16 protein-coding genes are annotated in these 17,787 nt (G+C 50.6%); 9 read left to right on the top strand and 7 right to left on the bottom strand.

The genetic code is table 11. The annotated features are described in order from the left end of the window. The first annotated feature begins 15 nt into the window (after positions 1-15). Both ligA and galU read left to right on the top strand, forming a co-directional pair. A complete protein-coding gene (gene ligA, locus RRV97_RS01540) occupies positions 16-2,484 on the top strand; it encodes an NAD-dependent DNA ligase LigA (RefSeq protein WP_315611753.1) in 2,469 nt (822 codons plus the stop codon). Positions 2,485-2,607: 123 nt separating this feature from the next. Further along, entirely contained in the window at positions 2,608-3,471 is an 864-nt protein-coding gene (gene galU / locus RRV97_RS01535) for a UTP--glucose-1-phosphate uridylyltransferase GalU (RefSeq protein ID WP_315611752.1), read from the top strand. Between the two features lie 53 nt (positions 3,472-3,524). On the opposite strand, the gene RRV97_RS01530 is transcribed toward galU, so the two are convergent. Then, the gene (locus tag RRV97_RS01530; RefSeq protein WP_049348339.1) at positions 3,525-5,021 is read right to left on the bottom strand and encodes a TrkH family potassium uptake protein; all 1,497 of its coding nucleotides are present in this window, start codon (positions 5,019-5,021) and stop codon (positions 3,525-3,527) included. 172 nt (positions 5,022-5,193) lie between these two features. Here RRV97_RS01530 and RRV97_RS01525 point away from each other — a divergent pair, with 172 nt between their 5' ends. From RRV97_RS01525 to RRV97_RS01515, 3 genes are all read left to right on the top strand, one after another. Beyond that, positions 5,194-5,469 carry a type B 50S ribosomal protein L31 gene (locus tag RRV97_RS01525; protein WP_003747294.1) on the top strand — a complete coding sequence of 92 codons (276 nt, stop codon included), beginning with the start codon at positions 5,194-5,196 and terminating at the stop codon, positions 5,467-5,469. Beyond that, on the top strand, positions 5,469-5,594 hold the full coding sequence (gene ykgO, locus RRV97_RS01520) for a type B 50S ribosomal protein L36 (RefSeq protein ID WP_003685279.1): 126 nt from the start codon (positions 5,469-5,471) through the stop codon (positions 5,592-5,594). The genes RRV97_RS01525 and ykgO overlap by 1 nt, the downstream gene beginning before the upstream one ends. A 241-nt stretch (positions 5,595-5,835) precedes the next feature. Continuing rightward, positions 5,836-6,243 (top strand): MliC family protein, encoded by a 408-nt coding sequence (locus RRV97_RS01515; protein ID WP_315611751.1) that lies wholly within the window; start codon positions 5,836-5,838, stop codon positions 6,241-6,243. A 362-nt stretch (positions 6,244-6,605) separates the two neighbouring features. On the opposite strand, the gene ileS is transcribed toward RRV97_RS01515, so the two are convergent. From ileS to RRV97_RS01500, 3 genes are all read right to left on the bottom strand, one after another. After that, positions 6,606-9,395 (bottom strand): isoleucine--tRNA ligase, encoded by a 2,790-nt coding sequence (gene ileS / locus RRV97_RS01510; protein ID WP_315611750.1) that lies wholly within the window; start codon positions 9,393-9,395, stop codon positions 6,606-6,608. Between the two features lie 138 nt (positions 9,396-9,533). Further along, positions 9,534-10,460, bottom strand: a complete 927-nt coding sequence (ribF, locus tag RRV97_RS01505) for a bifunctional riboflavin kinase/FAD synthetase (RefSeq protein ID WP_003747302.1) — start codon at positions 10,458-10,460, stop codon at positions 9,534-9,536. Between the two features lie 123 nt (positions 10,461-10,583). After that, positions 10,584-10,973 carry a hypothetical protein gene (locus RRV97_RS01500; RefSeq protein WP_137040978.1) on the bottom strand — a complete coding sequence of 130 codons (390 nt, stop codon included), beginning with the start codon at positions 10,971-10,973 and terminating at the stop codon, positions 10,584-10,586. A gap of 160 nt (positions 10,974-11,133) precedes the next feature. On the opposite strand from RRV97_RS01500, the gene RRV97_RS01495 reads away from it, so the two are divergent. From RRV97_RS01495 to dapC, 4 genes are all read left to right on the top strand, one after another. Continuing rightward, complete coding sequence (locus RRV97_RS01495) at positions 11,134-12,009, top strand: YoaK family protein (protein ID WP_315611749.1); 876 nt, start codon at positions 11,134-11,136, stop codon at positions 12,007-12,009. A gap of 218 nt (positions 12,010-12,227) precedes the next feature. After that, on the top strand, positions 12,228-12,908 hold the full coding sequence (locus tag RRV97_RS01490; RefSeq protein WP_003747310.1) for an OmpA family protein: 681 nt from the start codon (positions 12,228-12,230) through the stop codon (positions 12,906-12,908). Positions 12,909-13,248: 340 nt separating this feature from the next. Next, the gene (locus RRV97_RS01485; protein ID WP_254343996.1) at positions 13,249-14,421 is read left to right on the top strand and encodes an NAD(P)H-dependent flavin oxidoreductase; all 1,173 of its coding nucleotides are present in this window, start codon (positions 13,249-13,251) and stop codon (positions 14,419-14,421) included. 121 nt (positions 14,422-14,542) lie between these two features. Further along, a complete protein-coding gene (gene dapC / locus RRV97_RS01480; protein ID WP_315611748.1) occupies positions 14,543-15,730 on the top strand; it encodes a succinyldiaminopimelate transaminase in 1,188 nt (395 codons plus the stop codon). A 63-nt stretch (positions 15,731-15,793) separates the two neighbouring features. On the opposite strand, the gene RRV97_RS01475 is transcribed toward dapC, so the two are convergent. The 3 genes from RRV97_RS01475 to RRV97_RS01465 all read right to left on the bottom strand — a co-directional run bounded on the left by RRV97_RS01475 (position 15,794) and on the right by RRV97_RS01465 (position 17,769). Continuing rightward, positions 15,794-15,964, bottom strand: a complete 171-nt coding sequence (locus tag RRV97_RS01475) for a rubredoxin (protein WP_003747315.1) — start codon at positions 15,962-15,964, stop codon at positions 15,794-15,796. Between the two features lie 84 nt (positions 15,965-16,048). Then, positions 16,049-17,140: an acyl-CoA dehydrogenase family protein gene (locus RRV97_RS01470; protein WP_315611746.1), complete on the bottom strand. Its 1,092-nt coding sequence runs from the start codon at positions 17,138-17,140 to the stop codon at positions 16,049-16,051. An 80-nt stretch (positions 17,141-17,220) separates the two neighbouring features. Beyond that, complete coding sequence (locus tag RRV97_RS01465; RefSeq protein WP_003747319.1) at positions 17,221-17,769, bottom strand: carboxymuconolactone decarboxylase family protein; 549 nt, start codon at positions 17,767-17,769, stop codon at positions 17,221-17,223. Positions 17,770-17,787 lie beyond the last annotated feature (18 nt).

The following is a 17,787-nucleotide window of genomic DNA, read 5'->3' as shown; positions in this document are numbered from 1 at the left end:
CTATTTCGATTGCTCATGAATCCGACTGCACAACGTATCAAATACCTGACCGACCTCCTCAACCGCTACGCCTACGAATACTACACCCTCGACGCGCCCAGCGTACCCGATGCCGAATACGACAAATTGTTCCGCGAACTCGAAGCGTTGGAGCGAAACCATCCCGAGCTCAAACTGCCTGACAGCCCGACCCAGCGCGTCGGTGGCGAGCCTCTGGCAGGCTTTGCCGAAGTACGCCACGAAGTACCGATGCTGTCGCTGACCAACGCCTTCTCGCCACAAGATGAAAACGGCGTATTCGACCATGCCGAAATGTATGCTTTCGATGAGCGCGTGCGTGGCGGTTTGAACGGCGAAAAACCGGAATACGTTATCGAACCTAAATTTGACGGTCTGGCCATCAGCCTGCTCTACCGCGACGGCGTATTGATTCAAGCGGCAACGCGTGGCGACGGCACCACAGGCGAAGACGTTACCCAAAACGTCAAAACCGTATCCAACATTCCCCTGCGCCTGCATGGAGAAAATATTCCCGAGCTTATCGAAATACGCGGCGAAGTATTGATGCTCAAAGCCGATTTTGCCGCTTTAAACGCACGACAAGCTGAAAACGGACAAAAACCTTTCGCCAATCCGCGCAATGCCGCCGCCGGTAGTTTACGCCAACTCGATTCGCGCATTACGGCACAGCGCAAACTGCATTTCTTTCCCTATTCCATCGCCCGACAACAAGGCGGTTTTGTCGCGGAAGAACACCTGCAAGAGCTGAGCTACTGTAAAGAGCTTGGCTTCAGCCTGCCTGACGGTAATTTCGGCTGCTTCCCAAATATCGACGAAGTATTGGCATTTTACGAACAAATGCAGCAAAAACGCCCTACATTACCCTACGAAATCGACGGCATGGTGGTCAAGGTCAACAGCTTGACGCAACAGCGCGAACTCGGCTTCATCTCACGCGCGCCGCGCTGGGCCATTGCCCACAAATTCCCTGCCGAAGAAGCATTGACCATTGTCGAAGCCATTGATGTACAAATCGGGCGAACCGGCGCAGTAACCCCGGTTGCCCGCCTGCAACCTGTATTCGTCGGCGGCGTTACCGTAACCAATGCTACGTTGCACAATCAGGACGAAGTATCGCGCAAAGACGTGCGCGTTGGCGATACCGTTGTCGTACGTCGCGCCGGAGACGTGATTCCCGAGGTGGTGCGCGTGATTTTCGAACGCCGCCCAATGCAAGAGGCTAACGTTACCGTTTCAGACGGCCTGCAAGACGATTTGTTTGCCGAAACACCTTCTAAAACCCAAGCCGAACCGCTTCACAAACCCTACCGCCTGCCCACCCATTGCCCTATCTGCCGCAGCGAAATCGAACGTGAAGAAGGCGAAGCAGTTGCCCGATGCAGCGGCGGTATGCTTTGCCAAGCACAACGCGCGCAAGGTTTAATCCACTTCGCCTCACGCAAAGCCATGGACATCGACGGACTCGGTCAAAAACAAATCGAGCAGCTGGTCGCCCAAGACCTCGTCCGCCATTTTGCCGACCTCTACCGCCTCGATATTCCGACCCTGCAAAAAATGAAGGAAATGGCGGACAAAGCATCGGCTAATGAGGAAGAACCATCAAACAGTGAAATTGGAGACTTTGAAGGCGAGACTGGCATTACCCTGCTTAGCAAAACCAGTAAAAAACAGCCGACCAAATGGGCAGAAAACATCCTTGCAGGCATAGAAGCCAGCAAAACGCCCGAACTTGCGCGCTTCCTTTTTGCCCTCGGCATCCGTCACGTCGGCGAACGCACCGCTAAAACGCTGGCGCAGGCATTCGGTACGCTCGAACACGTCCGCCGCGCACCCGAACCCATCCTCGCCTGCCTGCCCGATATCGGCACGGTGGTTGCCCGCTCCATCGCCCACTTTTTTGCCCAAGAAGCGCAACAGGCGATGATAGACGAGCTGCTGGCTGTAGGTGTTGCCCCGCAAAGCCAGGCTGTCACCATCCCGCCGCTGCGCCATGCCGAGCCGCAACGCTGGATTGCCCGTCTGCCCGATTTTAAAATCAGCGAAACCAAAGCACTGGCCTTGTGGGAACTCGCCGGACAAAGCATAGAAGGTCTGCAAAGCGATAAAGCGTTGCCTGCCGATTGGCAAGCCTGGCGAAGCAAACCGCAAAACGCAGCCCTGCTTGAAAATATGAAAACTTTCTTTGCTCAAACGCTGTCTAATCTTCAAGATGAAACTATTTTAGACGGCATTAATGAGGCCGTAGCAGGTAAAACCTTTGTATTGACAGGGACTTTACCCACGCTCAAACGTGACCAAGCCCAAGCCCTGATCGAAGCCGCAGGCGGTAAAGTTTCCGGCAGCGTATCTAAAAAAACCGACTACGTTGTCACAGGAGAAGCAGCAGGCAGTAAATTGGAAAAAGCCCAAACGCTGGGCATAGCCGTATTGAGTGAAGAAGAATTGCTGTCGTTGCTGAGATAAGACAGTATCTATGAGCAATCCGCCTTTTAAACCGACTGATACTTTATCATGTGGTATCATTACTACATACGACTACACCTTTACACTTTTGGGGTATAACCCTTAATCAAATAGGATAATAATATGAAACCCATTAAAAAATGCGTCTTCCCTGTCGCCGGTATGGGCACCCGTTTCCTGCCTGCAACCAAAGCCAGCCCCAAAGAAATGCTGCCTATCGTGGACAGACCTCTGATTCAATATGCAGTCGAAGAAGCGGTTGAAGCCGGCTGTACCGAAATGGTATTCATCACCGGCCGTAACAAACGCAGCATCGAAGACCACTTCGACAAAGCATACGAGTTGGAAACCGAATTGGAATTGCGTCAAAAAGACAAACTGCTGGCGCACGTTCGCGATATCCTGCCTTCCAACATTACCTGCTTGTACATCCGTCAAACCGAAGCGTTGGGTTTGGGCCATGCCGTGTTATGCGCTCAAGCTGCTGTTGGCGATGAACCTTTTGCCGTTATTTTGGCAGACGATTTAATTGATGCGCCTAAAGGCGCGCTAAAACAAATGGTTGACGTGTACAACCAAAGCGGCAACAGCGTTTTAGGCGTTGAAACCATCGATCCTTCCCAAACCGGTTCTTACGGTATTGTCGAAGTCGAGCAGCTGAAAAACTATCAACGTATTATCAACATCGTTGAAAAACCCAAACCGGAAGAAGCGCCTTCCAACCTCGCCGTTGTCGGCCGTTACATCCTGACCCCGCGTATTTTTGACTTGTTGACCAACCTGCCGCGCGGTGCCGGCGGTGAAATCCAACTGACCGACGGTATCGCCCGCCTGCTTGATCATGAGTTTGTTTTGGCTCACGCATTTGAAGGCAAGCGCTATGACTGCGGCAGCAAATTGGGTTACCTTGAAGCAACCGTGGCTTACGGTCTGAAACACACTGAAACCGGCGAACAATTTAAAGAATTGCTCAAGCAATACGCTTAAATTCAGCTATTTATAAAAAGCCGTCTGAAATTTCAGACGGCCTTTTTCTACACTTATTTCTTCCAATATGCCGGAGTAAACAAAATTAAAACAGTAAAAATTTCCAAACGTCCCAACAGCATCACTGCCGCACACAACCATTTCTGCACATCACTCAGCGCGGCATAATTATGCGACGGACCGACTGCACCCAAGCCCGGGCCGGCATTGGTAATACAGGCAATGACTGCCGTGAAGGCGGATAAAAAGTCCAAGCCTGCGGCCATCAGTAAAAAGCTGAATACGATGACCGTCATAAAATAAATAAAAATGAACGACATAACGGTCAGCGCCATACGATCCGGAATGGAGTTGTTGTTGACCTTTACCGTACGAACCGCACGCGGGTGCAGCAAAATCAACATCTCGCGCAAGCTGAATTTGAACAACACCAAAGCGCGCACATTTTTAATACCGCCGCCCATAGAGCCTGAGCTTGCCAAGACGTTCGACAGGAAAAACATCCATAACGACACAATCAGCGGCCATTGCGCAAAGTCGGCATTGGAAAAACCGCTGGCTAATCCGATGGACACAAAGTTGAAGCTGACAAAACGCAAAGCTTCGCCAAGGCTTTGGTACACGTCCTGCTGCCACAGATACAATGCCGAAATCAAAATACTGCCCGACAAAACCAGCAGCATGGTGCGGCATTCTTCATCCTTCCAATACACCCGCCAAGAGCGGTTGCCCAGCGCAGTAAAATGGCTGGCAAAATTAATACCGCCCCAGACAGTAAAAAACATCAACGTCCATTCGACTGCCACAGAATCAAAATAGGCAACGCTGTCATCATGTGTCGAAAAACCGCCCAAAGCCACGGCCGACATCGCATGGCATAAGGCGTCAAACCAGCCCATGCCGGCAATATGCAAGGACACAAAGGCAGCGGCGGTTGTCAGCGCATAAGCAAACCATAGCCGTTTGGCCACTTGCGAAATACGGGGAGCCATCTTGCTTTCTTTATCCATACCCGGAATTTCGGCTTTGAAAAGCTGCGTGCCCCCCACGCCCAACATCGGCAAAATTGCCACAGCCAGCACGATAATACCCATACCGCCAAGCCAGTTGAGCATGTGCCGCCAAAAGTTTACCGACGGCGCCAGCGTATCCAAGCCGGAAATCACGGTCGCACCCGTCGTCGTCAACCCCGACATCGCTTCAAAAAATGCATCGGTAAAACTCATGGACGGCATATAGAAATAAATCGGCATCGCCGCCACGACAGCAAAAGCCAGCCACAGCATCAGTACCAGGGTAAATCCGTCGCGCGGCCGCAATTCACGGTTGAAACGCAGCGTCAGCACCCAAGTTACGCACGACACCAGCAACACAGTCAAAGCCGTATAGGCAAATACGAAAAACGCGCTGTCGTGATAAAAATACGACATCAGCGTCGGCACGGCCAACAGCAATGAAAACAACAGCCCCAGCTTGGACAATACATGGACAATCGGCATCACCTTGCTTACCGCACCACCCAATCTGAAACCCTTATGCAGATACATCATATTCCTATCATCAGAAAACAAAATGTTTCAGACGGCCTCATGAAAAAAGGCCGTCTGAAACAGCATATTTTATCAAAATGCCGCAACCCCGTGATAAAGAAAAACAAAAAACACTTGCCTGCTCTTTTTCTAGGAGTATAATGTTATACCATAACATTTACTGGAGAAAAAAATGAAACCCGATATCCACCCGGACAACTATCGTACCGTCCTGTTTTACGACAGCGGCGCAGACCAAGGATGGCTCATCCGTTCATGCGCCAATACCCACGGCAAAACCATGGTTTGGAAAGACGGCATAGAGTATCCCCTCTTTTCGCTTGATACTTCTTCTGCGTCCCACCCCGTGTACACAGGCAAACAACGCAATGTCAATATCGAAGGCCGCGCCAGCAAGTTCAACCAACGTTACCAATCCATGATGTCTTCCTTCAGAAAGGATAAATGATGCAAGTCCTCTCCTCCCTGAAAACTGCAAAAAAACGACACCGCGACTGCCAAATTGTCCGCCGAAAAGGCAAAGTGTACGTTATTTGCAAGAGCAACCCTCGCTTTAAAGCACGCCAGCGTTAAGTGGCTCAACCCATATTTCAATGTAACTCTCTGAATTTTCCGCACTTTCGTTTACCTCTAGCGCAAGTGCGGCTTTTTTTCAACCGGCATTAATCATTTATATCAAAACTACAAAAAATCCTGCCATACTCCCGGAAACAGGAAGAAAAAGTAAATAATGGTTATCCCTATTGTGAAGCCATAAAGATATTTATAACATGCCGCTACATTCTTCCTTCAACACTGACCATAGGAGTCAAAAATGAAAGTAAAAGCCCTGCTTGCAATTGCCGCCGCCATGAGCCTCGCTGCCTGCGCCGCACCTGAAGCCCATCGCCATGACCATGGTCAACGTCATGAGCACAATCATGCACACGAACATGGCCACCAACATCATGACATGCACAACCATAGCCGTGTTCAATCATTCAGCTGCGAAAACGGCCTGTCTGTACAAGTCCGCAACCTGAGCACCAACCAAGTTGAACTGCGCCTTGACGACAAAGTTGCCACCCTGTCTTCTGCCGTTGCAGGTTCAGGTGAACGCTATGTTGCCAACCAAGGCCTGTTCGGCAAAGGCGCTGAATGGCATCAAAAAGGCAGCGAAGCATTCTTCGGCTTCACTGACCCATACGGCAACAAAGTAGAAACTTCTTGCTCTGCCCGTTAATTTCTACTTAGCAATAGAATAGCTGGAGGCCGTCTGAAAACTTGTTTCAGACGGCCTTTTATATTGGATAAAACGAAAGTTCGTTTAAGGATAAAAATGTAAATATGAGGCTATTTGAAGGTTCAAAATATGTCCATACTTCACGGATAAGTAAGCCATTTGAAAGTTACTTTATACGAGAATATATTTTTCAACATGCGTCAAATCCACTATGCCCATACTGACTATCTCTATTTATCAAAACTACAAATCCCAATTCCCTTTCAAAATCTATTCGCTATACGAAACAGATTCAATAAACAAAGGCCGTCTGAAAACCTATTACCAAAGTTTTCAGACGGCCTTTATCTTAGACCAAACAATTAAGCGTAATGTCTGTCTTCGCCTTTACCGTCAACGTTGTCGGCACAACGTTTACAGATGGTTTCATGGCCTGCAACTGCGCCCACATCGTGGGTATAGTGCCAGCAGCGTTCGCATTTTTCGCCGTCGCTGGCTTTGGCGGTTACAGCAAGTTCATCGCCGACTTTCACTTCAGCTTTAGACACCAGCAAAGCAAAACGCAATTCTTCGCCCAAAGTGTTCAGATAGTCGGCAATTTCTTCCGGAGCCGTAATTTCGGTTTCGGCTTGCAATGAAGAACCGACGGTTTTATCCGTACGCAGAGGCTCGATGGCGGCAGTTACCGCTTCGCGGGCTTCGCGGATTGCCGTCCATTTTTTCACCAGTTCGGCTTCGGCTTTTTCGTTGATAGGTGGGAACTCATGCCAGGTGTGGAAGAGGACGCTGTCTTCTTCGCCGCCGCCGATGATGTCCCACGCTTCTTCGCCGGTGAAGCACAAAATCGGTGCAATCAAGAGAACCAGGCTGCGCGTGATGTGGTACAAGGCGGTTTGCGCGCTGCGGCGGGCGTGGCTGTCGGCTTTTGTGGTGTAGAGGCGGTCTTTCAGGATGTCGAGGTAGAACGCGCCCAAATCTTCCGAGCAGAAAGAAACAATGTCTTTTACAGCAAAGTGGAAGGCGTAGCGAGGATAGAAGTCGCCAGCCAGACGCTCTTGCAGTTGACGTGCCAATACCAAGGCATAGCGGTCGATTTCCACCATGTCTGCCTGTTGCACGGCATCTTCAATAGGATTGAAGTCGCTGAGGTTGGCAAACAGGAAGCTCAAGGTGTTGCGGATACGACGGTAGCTTTCGGTAACGCGTTTGAGGATTTCTTTGGAAATCGCCAATTCGCCGCTGTAATCGGTGGATGCCGCCCACAGGCGCAGGATGTCTGCGCCGAATTCGTTATAGACTTCTTGCGGCGCGACGACGTTGCCGATGGATTTCGACATTTTGCGGCCGTTTTGGTCAACCACAAAACCGTGGGTCAGGAGCTGTTTGTACGGGGCGCGGCCCATGGATGAGGCGCAGCCGGTCAGCATGGAGGATTGGAACCAGCCGCGGTGTTGGTCGCTGCCTTCGAGGTAGAGGTCGGCGGGCCAGTCCAATTCTTTGCGCTGCTTCAAGACGGAATAATGGGTCGATCCGGAGTCGAACCATACGTCCATCGTGTCGGAAAGTTTGTCGTAGTTTTCGCAATCTTCTGCACTCAATAATTCGCTTTTATCGAGTGAGAACCATGCCTCGATGCCTTTTTCTTCGATACGTTGTGCTACTTTCTCCAAAAGCTCGGCGGAGTTCGGATGCAGCTCACCGGTTTCTTTGTGAACAAAGAAGGTCATCGGCGTGCCCCAATAGCGTTGGCGCGAAACCACCCAGTCAGGACGGCCTTCGATCATGGCTTCCAAGCGCGCGCGACCCCAAGACGGGAAGAATTCGGTGTCGTCCACGGCTTTGATGGCTTTGTCGCGCAGGGTTTTACCATCGGCACCTGCTTTATCCATACCGACAAACCATTGACCCGTCGCGCGGTAAATCAGCGGCGTTTTATGACGCCAGCAGTGGGCATAGCTGTGTTCGATTTTGTTGCTTGCCAAGAGGTGGCCGGTTTCTTCCAGCCATTGAAGGATGACGGGATTCGCTTCCCAAACGCTCATACCGGCAACGCGCGGCGTTTCGCTGATGTATCGGCCTTCGGCGTTGACGGGGTTGTAAAGCTCGATGCCGTATTTATTGCAGACGGCGTAGTCTTCCAAACCATGAGCAGGCGCAGTATGCACCAAGCCGGTACCGGCATCGGTGGTAACGTGTTCGCCGTTAAGCATGAGAATATCGCGTTCGAGGAACGGATGATTCATGTGCAGGTTTTCCAGCTTATCGCCGGTGGTTTCGGAAAGAATAGAAATGCCGTCTGAAAAGCCGTAGCGTTTGAGCGCGTCTTCTGCCAAATCTTTCGCCAATACCAATTTGCCTTTAGGCGTATCAATCAGTTGATACACCACGTCTGCGCCGGCTGAAACAGCTTGGCTCGCAGGCAGCGTCCAAGGCGTAGTTGTCCAGATGACGGCAAACGCTGTGCCTTCGATACCTGGCAAACCGAATGCGGCGGCAAGCGCGACATTGTCTTTAAACGGATAGGCAACGTCAATCGCAGGCGATACTTTGTCTTTGTATTCCACTTCGGCTTCGGCCAGCGAAGAGCCGCAGTCCAAGCAGAACTGAACCGGTTTTGCACCGCGGTAGAGATAGCCCGATTTGTAGATTTCGCCGAGCATACGCACGGTATCGGCCTCGGTTTTGAAATCCATGGTCAGGTAAGGATTGTCCCAGTCGCCCAATACGCCCAGGCGGATAAAGTCTTTTTTCTGACGGGCAATCTGTTCGGCGGCGTATTCGCGGCACAATTCGCGGAAACGGGCTTTGGGCATGTCTTTGCCGTGCAGCTTTTCTACCATCACTTCGATGGGCAGGCCGTGGCAGTCCCAGCCCGGTACATAAGGCGCATCAAAACCGGCTTGGGTTTTGCTGCGGATAATGATGTCTTTGAGGATTTTGTTGACGGCATGACCGATGTGGATGTCGCCGTTGGCATACGGAGGACCGTCGTGCAGGATGAATTTCGGACGGCCTTTGGCGATTTCGCGCAGTTTTTGGTAGCGTTTTTGCTCGTACCAGCTTTTCAGCCATGCAGGCTCGCGCTTGGCAAGATTGCCGCGCATTGGGAACGGGCTTTCGAGCAGGTTTACGGTTTTACTGTAATCGGTCATTTTCTAATCTCTATTGTTGCGGTATTTCGGTTTCAGACGGCCTGATTGCTCATTTTAAAAAGAACAGGCCGTCTGAAAGAATTCAAAGGACTTATTGTAGCCCAATTGACTTGATTTTATAAGCGTATAGAAGCGTTTCTATGGTTTCCAAACCTTTGCATCTTCCATATCTTGCAAAATTTGGGTTTTCAATGCTTCTATACTTTCAAATTTTTTCTCGTCTCGCAGTTTGTGCAGGAAACGGACGAAGATGCGCTGGCCGTACAAATCGCCGCTGAAATCGAACAGGTGGACTTCCAACTTTTGCGAACGATTGTTGCTGACAGTGGGGTTAAAACCAAAGCTGGCCACGCCCCGGCGCGTACCGAATGCGCCGTCAGCTTCGACGACAAATACGCCGCTTAGCGCATAATGATACGGGGGAAGCTGGACGTTGGCGGTAGGCGCGTTGATGGTGCGGCCGAGTTTTTGGCCATGTTTGACCTTGCCGCTTAATACATAATCGTGCCCCAACAGTTTTTTGGCGTATTCCAACTTGCCGTCTGAAAGGGCTTGGCGGACGGCGGTACTGCTGGTGCGGATGTCTTCAACGATAACGGACGGTGTGCACTCGGTTTGCATATCGGGCTGTTGTGCCAAAAGTTCAAAACAGCCTTCCCGACCCGCACCGAAACGGAAATCATCGCCAATCAGCAGATAACGCGTATTGAGCGTTTTTCGCAAAAGCCGGTCGATAAACGCTTGTGCGCTCATCTCGGAGAAAGTTTGGTTAAAGCGCAAAACCCAAACGGCATCCACGCAGCCGGTTTCACGCAAAAGGCGTAATTTGGTACGCAGCGGACTGATGCGGTAAGGTAGCTTTTTCCCGGCTTTACGCGCAAAAAACTCTTTGGGCTGAGGCTCAAAAATAACAACGACAACAGGCAGACCGCGCCGGTCTGCCTCTCGTTTGAGTTTTTGCAGGATATGTTTGTGCCCGAGGTGTACGCCGTCGAAGTTGCCGATGGTTACGGCGGCTCCTTGCGGAAATTGGGGCGGGTGTCGCTGTCCAAGCCAGATGTTCATGGGTGGTGGGTAGTGTGTTTGAATAGGCGGCTATTGTAAACGTTATTGCCGTTTCAATAAACCTTAGGCCGTCTGAAACCAATAAATATATGCTTTCAGACGGCCCTAAAATTTGTTAATACCTTACCACCACCAAGGATAACGGCCAAACGGATAGCCCCAATCGTCGTAATAGCGATAGTAGCGGGCTTCGCGCAGCTGTTCTTGGGAAATATAGTTTTGCCATGCCATTTTGTAGCAGGCTTGGAACATCGGATCGGAAACTTTGTCGATATATTTGAGGCGGAAGGCTTTTTGTTCCGCAGTTGCAGCACCGGGTTTGCCTTCTTCGTCAAATTTGCGGCGGATCAGCGCGGCTGTTTCCTGATCGCATTGGGCGGCAAGATGTACTTGAAGATCCTGTTCATAGCGTTTCTGCGCTTGGGCGCGTGCGGCTTTTTGCTCGGGCGTGGTGGCGCAGGCGGCCAGCAATGCAACGGCGCCAAACAATAAGGTCAGGCGGATAGGATTCATTGGATGTTTCCTTATACTCATATATGGCTATTAATGTACGCCCTCATCTTGTAATGGGCAAGTGTGGCAACTTGGGGACACTTTAGATTATTTGTTCTTATCGGCAGACAGTTGCATATAAAATACACCCTGTATGAATGTTTAACTCCAAACCCACTCAATGAACGCTGACAAACCGCCCCACTCCTACCGATTGCGCCACCACAGGCAACACACGCCGCCGTTTTGGCAGGCGGACCGCCCGTATCTGCACGAACACAATATTTCCGATGCCCGTTTCAGACGGCTGGGCTACATCATGGCCTTTCTTGCCGGTGCGATTAATGCCGGCGGTTACTTCGCATTCTCACGTTATACCTCCCACGTTACCGGCTCAATGTCGCTGTTGGCAGATGTTTTGTATCTTCAAGAGTGGAGTGTGGCCATTATTGCCACAATCAGTGTGTTGTGTTTTGTTGCCGGAGCCGCGCATTCGGGTTGGGTGATTTTATGGACGCAACAAATGCGTTTCCGTGGCAGCTTTGGTTTTTCCATGTGGCTGGAAGCAGTTTATCTGTTGATATTCGGCTGGTTCGGTATTGCTGCGATGGAGTGGGATTTTGGCGGATCTGATTTTATTATGCCGTCTTTAGCATTGTTTTTATTGTGTTTTATTATGGGAATGCACAATACGGTTATCACGCTTCTTTCCGGCGGCGCCATCCGCTCCACCCACATGACCGGCACAGCGACCGACTTGGGCATTGAAATTTCACGCGCGCTTTATTACTCCAAACAGCATCATCCGCGCCTGCCGCACGTCCGCGTCAACAAACCGAAAATGTGGCTTTTGAGCGGCTTGATGCTGTCGTTTTTGCTGGGCGGCGTGGTTGGCGCATGGGGTTATCATCTGGTCGGCCATCATTTCGCCCTGCCCGTTTCCGCCGTTTTGCTCATACTGGGTGCGGGTTCAGTAGGATATGACGTCAAGGTCAGATTGAAATGGGCATTCGTCAACTGGTATCGCCGCAAGCAGAAAAAACGGAAGAAACTGTAAAAAACTTTGCTGGTTATTTCACTGCAAAACGGCCAAGCTGCCAGAAAAATGCAGAAATGCTTCAGAATTATGTTAACTGGCAAATATTTTCGTAATATCGGGTTAAACCCATTCTTTTGCGTTTCGGATATTGGGTATCATAAATCCGTAATGACCCACGCGGTTTTTATTCATTTTTTTCAGACGGCCCGAGCCGTCATCTAAAAAGAGGATACGACATGAAATTCTTGAAACCCCTGACCGTTATTGCCACTGCAATTCCTTTGGCGCTCACCGGCTGTGTAACTGATCCTGTTACCGGCCAACAATCCGCCAGCAAAACCGCCATGTACGGCTTGGGCGGTGCGGCTGTTTGCGGCATCGTTGGTGCGCTGACCCACGGTGGTAAAGGTGCGCGTAACTCCGCATTGGCTTGTGGTGCAGTAGGTGCCGGTATCGGCGGTTACATGGACTACCAAGAGAAAAAACTGCGTCAAAGCCTGGCCAACACCAATATCGAAGTCGAACGCCAAGGCAACCAAATCAAACTGGTGATGCCTGAAAACGTAACCTTCGCCACCGGCAGCGCCGCCCTGAGCGGCCAAGCTCAAAGCGCTTTGTCTGCCGCTGCACAAACTTTGGTTCAATATCCTGATACTACCTTGACCATCAACGGCCACACCGATAACACCGGTAACGATGCCATCAACGAGCCATTGTCTCGCAACCGCGCCGAATCTGTTGCCACCTTCCTGCAATCCCGCGGCGTAAGCAGCACCCGTTTGAGCACTTTCGGTTACGGTTCCCGCCAACCCATCGCTTCTAACGCCACTGTTGAAGGCCGCGCACAAAACCGCCGCGTTGAAATCTTGATCAACCCTGACCAACGCGCCATCGATGCTGCTAAAAAACAAATGTAATCTGACCTCTGTCTGATTCCCATACTTAAGGCCGTCTGAAATTTCAGACGGCCTTTTTCTTTGTAGATTTTGTTTGCAATTTCTCCTCCGCAATCCAATCCATCATAAAATTTATTCCTTTATTAACAATACTTTTCAATTTTTCCTTCAAAAAAACTGTATTAATACTCTAATTTTTACACTAACTTAGAGTATAATTCCTAAAATTTTAAAAACACGCCTCATGCCGTCTGAAAAACGGCGGCGAAAAACACACTTATTGATATACACATCAGCCCGTTATCCAATCCATTTCATAGGATTTCAGACGGCACCACCCAGAATCTATGAAGGAGCATTCATGCAAAACAACTTTGACCCATTGATTATCCGTGACAAATCACTGATTCCCGTCGTACAGGGCGGCATGGGTGTAGGCGTTTCCGCATCAAAACTCTCCAGCGCGGTTGCACGAGAAAACGGCGTGGGTACCATCGCCAGCGTCGATTTGCGCCACTTGCATGAAGATTTGCTGGCCGAATCGAAAATCAATTCCAGCGAAGAAAAATACACCCGCCTCAACTGCATCGCGCTTGACCGCGAAATCAAAAAAGCCAAAGCCGATTCAGAAGGCAAAGGCATGATTGCCGTCAACGTCATGAAAGCCGTCAAAGACCATGCCGCCTACGTCCGCCAGGCCTGCGAATCCGGTGCGGACGCGATTGTAATGGGCGCAGGTTTGCCTTTGGACTTGCCGGAAATGGCCGAAGGCTACCACAAAGATGTCGCCCTTTTCCCTATCTTGTCCGAATCACGCGGTATCAATATCGTTTTGAAACGTTGGATGAAAAAAGGCGTTTTGCCCGATGCCATCGTTATCGAACACCCTGCCCACGCAGCCGGCCACTTGGGTGCGGCAACCGTTGACGGCGTAAACGATGCCAAATTCGAGTTCAAACGCGTCATTGAAGAGACATTTGAAGTATTCAAAAACTTAGGTTTGGAAAGCGAAAAAATCCCGTTGGTACTCGCCGGCGGTATGGCAAACTTTGAAAAAGTCAAAACAGCCTTGAAAAACTGGGGCGCATCCGCCGTCCAAATCGGTACCGCATTTGCCGTAACCGAAGAAGGCGATGCCCACATCAACTTCAAAAAAACGCTGGCCGGTGCGGAAACCGAAAAAGTAGTTGAATTCATGTCTGTCGCCGGTTTGCCTGCACGCGGCGTGCGCACCAAATTCCTCGACAGCTACATCAAACGCGAAGCCAAATTGCAAGCCAACGCCAAAAACGATCCGCGCCGTTGCACCCAAGGCCTAAACTGCCTGACCAGCTGCGGTTTGCGCGACGGTTTGGCCAAAGCCGGTCAATTCTGTATCGACATCCAACTTTCCGCCGCATTCCGTGGCGAAGTCGATAAAGGCCTGTTTTTCCGCGGTAAAGACCCGTTGCCGTTTGGTAATGCCATCCGTACGGTTCAAGAAACCATTCAATATCTCTTAAACGGTTCCTTGCCTGCCGTCCCTGCCAAATAAACGTATCAACACTCAAAAGGCCGTCTGAAAAACATTCAACCCTGTTTTCAGACGGCCTTTTTGTCCCAATCCATCTAAAAAATGCTAAGATTATCGCCTGAATTTATCCAGCAGAAACATCATGAATCCATTATTGAACCACCTCAAACCCTATCCTTTTGCCCGCTTGCGTGAAGCCATGCAAGGCATTGACGCACCCGCAGGCGTAACCCCCATTCATCTGCAAATCGGCGAGCCGAAACACCCGACGCCTAAAGTCATCACTGATGCGCTGACAGCCTCCCTGCACGAACTGGAAAAATATCCGCTGACCGCAGGCCTGCCCGAACTGCGCCAAGCCTGCGCCGAATGGGTTGCCCGCCGTTATGATGGTTTGAGCCTCAATCCCGACGATGAAATCCTACCCGTATTGGGCAGCCGGGAAGCATTGTTCTCCTTCATCCAAACCGTTTTGAATCCGGCTTCAGACGGCCCCAAACCGGTCGTTATCAGCCCTAATCCGTTCTATCAAATTTATGAAGGCGCGACTATATTGGGCGGTGGCGAAATCCATTTTGCCAACTGTCCGGCACCCAGCTTTAATCCCGATTGGAGCAGCCTGCCCGAAGACGTATGGCGGCGCACCAAAGTCCTGATTGTCTGCTCGCCCAACAATCCGAGCGGCAGCGTCCTGCAATTAGAAGACTGGAAAGAAATTTTTGATTTGCAAGACAAATACGGCTTCATTATTGCCTCTGACGAATGCTATTCCGAAATTTATTTTGACGACAACAAACCGATCGGCGGCTTGCAGGCTGCGGCGCAATTAGGACGCGGCACGCACAACATTATTATGTTTACCAGCCTGTCCAAACGCTCCAACGTCCCCGGTTTGCGTTCCGGCTTTGTCGCAGGCGATGCCGAGTTGCTCAAAAACTTCCTGCTCTACCGTACTTACCACGGCAGCGCGATGAGCATTCCTGTCCAACGTGCCAGCATTGCTGCTTGGAACGACGAAGAACACGTCATTGCCAATCGCCGCCTCTACCAAGAAAAATTCGACCGCGTCATTCCGATCTTGCAACAAGCATTCGATGTCAAACTGCCTGACGCATCGTTCTACATTTGGCTGAAAGTTCCCGACGGCGACGATTTGGCATTCACGCGCAACCTGTGGCAGAAAGCCGCCATCCAAGTGTTGCCCGGCCGCTTCCTTGCCCGTGATACCGAGCAAGGCAATCCGGGCGAAGGCTACGTCCGCATCGCTTTGGTTGCCGACGTGGAAAGCTGTGTCAAAGCGGCTGAAACCATTGTTTCGCTCTACCGCTGACGATTAAGCAAACAAAGGCCGTCTGAAACTTCAGACGGCCTTTTTATTAAATAATCGGATAATTTATATGGTGAAGTCCAGAAGGTAGAAATCTTCTTTACCTACGCCGCATTCAGGGCATTTCCAGTCGTCGGGGATGTCTTCGAACTTGGTACCTGCCGGCAGGCCGTGTTCGGGGTCGCCGACATCTTCATCGTAAATCCAGCCGCAAGGGCCGCACATATATTGAGCCATTTGGTGTTCCTTCCATTTTGAAAGGCCGTCTGAAACCGTATTTTCAGACGGCCTTTCGTGTGTCTTATTGTTGATATTTTGAATTTATTGCGCTGCTTCCAAAGCGGCGATTTCTTTGCGCAGGTGTTTGATGGCCGGTGTTACGATGGCGACGAACATGGCCTCGCGGACGCGGCGTTGTGCCGGGCTGCGCATCAGATAGCCTTTCGCGCCTGCATGCAATGCGGCAGATTGAGTGGCGTTCAATGCCAATACGGCAGCCGCTTCACGCAGTTTCAAGGTTGCCAGCGTATCGGGTTTATTGTTCCACGCATCATCGGCAAGACGTTCGGTTTCCGCCCATGCGCCGTCCAAAGCGGCTTTCAATTCATCGTAACTGTGGTCGAGGTAAGCGTTCACTTCTGCGTTCACCACATTGGCCATGCGGATAATGCCGAGCGCACCGTCAATCACACCGGCGCCGATACCCATTTGCAGCAAAATGAAACCGGCTTTAATGGTCGGGATATAAGACTGGAACTGCTCAGGCGCAGCAATCACATCTTCATCGGGAATAAACACGTCTTTAAAATTCAGGCTGTAAGTGCGCGTGCCTTCCAAACCGCAGAACTCAGGACAGTTTTGCAGGGTAACGCCTTCCCATTGGCCGCCGGTGATAAACATCACATAGCTGTCGCCGATTTGGGCGGTATTCGCCCAAATGTGGTCTTCGCCGATATTGGATACCCAAGGCAAAGCGCCGTTGATTTTGTAGCCGCCTTCAACGCGTTCGGCTTGCAGGTTGTGTTTTTCGATACCGGCAAGGTGTTTGACGGTATTGGACATACCCGTACCGGCCAAAACTTTGCCCTGCAGAATATCGGCCAAATATTTGTCTTTAACCGCTTGGTTGGGGGATTGGTGCAGATACCACGCGCAAGCCGCCTGACACCATGCGCTGAACGAAGTTGCGCCGCATTCTTTACCGATTTCGCGCAATACGGCGATTTGCGTTGCCAAACCCAAACCGTTGCCGCCTTCTTCAACCGTACCGGCCGCGGCAAAACCGCCGATTTTGCCCAATTCCAGCATAAATTCTTTCGGGTACAGGCCTTTGCGGTCGATGTCGTCCACCAATGGTTTTAATTTGCTTTTAACGAGTTCGGCAACATTGTTCAGTAAAGCTTCGCGTGTCATTTTTTTTCCTCTGGATATTTTGGCGATATTGAGTTCTTTTAAGAAAGGCCGTCTGAATTTTCAGACGGCCTTTTATGGGATTAGGCAAATGCCTGCAATTCAGGGTTGATTTCGGTTTTGGCAAGGTTGTTGACGTAGTTGCACAAGGTTGCCAAAGCAACGCCCATAACGACTTCAACGGCTTGCTGTTGGTTGTAACCGGCATCGAAGAATGCTTTCAGCTCATCGTCGGATACCGCGCCTTTTTTCGCCATAACGGCTTGGGTGAATGTCGCCAAAGCACTCAGTTTGGCATCGTCAAACTCACCCGCAGCCAACGCGCGCGCAGCTTTAATGGATTGTTCGGAAAGCAGTTTTTTCAAGGTTGCCAGTTTGGTGTGGCCGGCAACGCAGAAGCCGCATTCATTGGTACGCGCGGCAATGATTTGAATAACTTCGACTTCGCCGGCAGTCAGGCTGTTGGCACCATTCATTTTGCCGACTTCTTGATAAAACGCCAAAGCCTCCGGCGCATTGGCCAAAACGCCGATCAGGTTAGGAATAAAGCCGTTGTTTTTCAATACGGCTTCAACGCGTGGTTTGGCGGCTTCAGGAGCGGTTTCGACTGTGTGTATGGTTAAACGTGACATCTTTATGACCTTTTTTGT

It is taken from the genome of Neisseria sp. DTU_2021_1001991_1_SI_NGA_ILE_055 (assembly GCF_032342915.1).
Classification (GTDB): Bacteria; Pseudomonadota; Gammaproteobacteria; order Burkholderiales; family Neisseriaceae; genus Neisseria.
This window is presented reverse-complemented; position numbering and strand designations above follow the sequence as displayed.

What these genes read in the sequence shown, in the direction of transcription:
- RRV97_RS01515 (WP_315611751.1), top strand. Translation starts at nt 5,836, where the DNA reads ATGAAAGTAAAAGCCCTGCTTGCAATTGCCGCCGCCATGAGCCTCGCT.
- RRV97_RS01475 (WP_003747315.1), bottom strand. Translation starts at nt 15,964, where the DNA reads ATGGCTCAATATATGTGCGGCCCTTGCGGCTGGATTTACGATGAAGAT.
- ribF (WP_003747302.1), bottom strand. Translation starts at nt 10,460, where the DNA reads ATGAACATCTGGCTTGGACAGCGACACCCGCCCCAATTTCCGCAAGGA.
- RRV97_RS01530 (WP_049348339.1), bottom strand. Translation starts at nt 5,021, where the DNA reads ATGATGTATCTGCATAAGGGTTTCAGATTGGGTGGTGCGGTAAGCAAG.
- RRV97_RS01495 (WP_315611749.1), top strand. Translation starts at nt 11,134, where the DNA reads ATGAACGCTGACAAACCGCCCCACTCCTACCGATTGCGCCACCACAGG.
- RRV97_RS01485 (WP_254343996.1), top strand. Translation starts at nt 13,249, where the DNA reads ATGCAAAACAACTTTGACCCATTGATTATCCGTGACAAATCACTGATT.
- ligA (WP_315611753.1), top strand. Translation starts at nt 16, where the DNA reads ATGAATCCGACTGCACAACGTATCAAATACCTGACCGACCTCCTCAAC.
- RRV97_RS01465 (WP_003747319.1), bottom strand. Translation starts at nt 17,769, where the DNA reads ATGTCACGTTTAACCATACACACAGTCGAAACCGCTCCTGAAGCCGCC.
- RRV97_RS01525 (WP_003747294.1), top strand. Translation starts at nt 5,194, where the DNA reads ATGAAACCCGATATCCACCCGGACAACTATCGTACCGTCCTGTTTTAC.
- ileS (WP_315611750.1), bottom strand. Translation starts at nt 9,395, where the DNA reads ATGACCGATTACAGTAAAACCGTAAACCTGCTCGAAAGCCCGTTCCCA.
- ykgO (WP_003685279.1), top strand. Translation starts at nt 5,469, where the DNA reads ATGCAAGTCCTCTCCTCCCTGAAAACTGCAAAAAAACGACACCGCGAC.
- dapC (WP_315611748.1), top strand. Translation starts at nt 14,543, where the DNA reads ATGAATCCATTATTGAACCACCTCAAACCCTATCCTTTTGCCCGCTTG.
- galU (WP_315611752.1), top strand. Translation starts at nt 2,608, where the DNA reads ATGAAACCCATTAAAAAATGCGTCTTCCCTGTCGCCGGTATGGGCACC.
- RRV97_RS01470 (WP_315611746.1), bottom strand. Translation starts at nt 17,140, where the DNA reads ATGACACGCGAAGCTTTACTGAACAATGTTGCCGAACTCGTTAAAAGC.
- RRV97_RS01500 (WP_137040978.1), bottom strand. Translation starts at nt 10,973, where the DNA reads ATGAATCCTATCCGCCTGACCTTATTGTTTGGCGCCGTTGCATTGCTG.
- RRV97_RS01490 (WP_003747310.1), top strand. Translation starts at nt 12,228, where the DNA reads ATGAAATTCTTGAAACCCCTGACCGTTATTGCCACTGCAATTCCTTTG.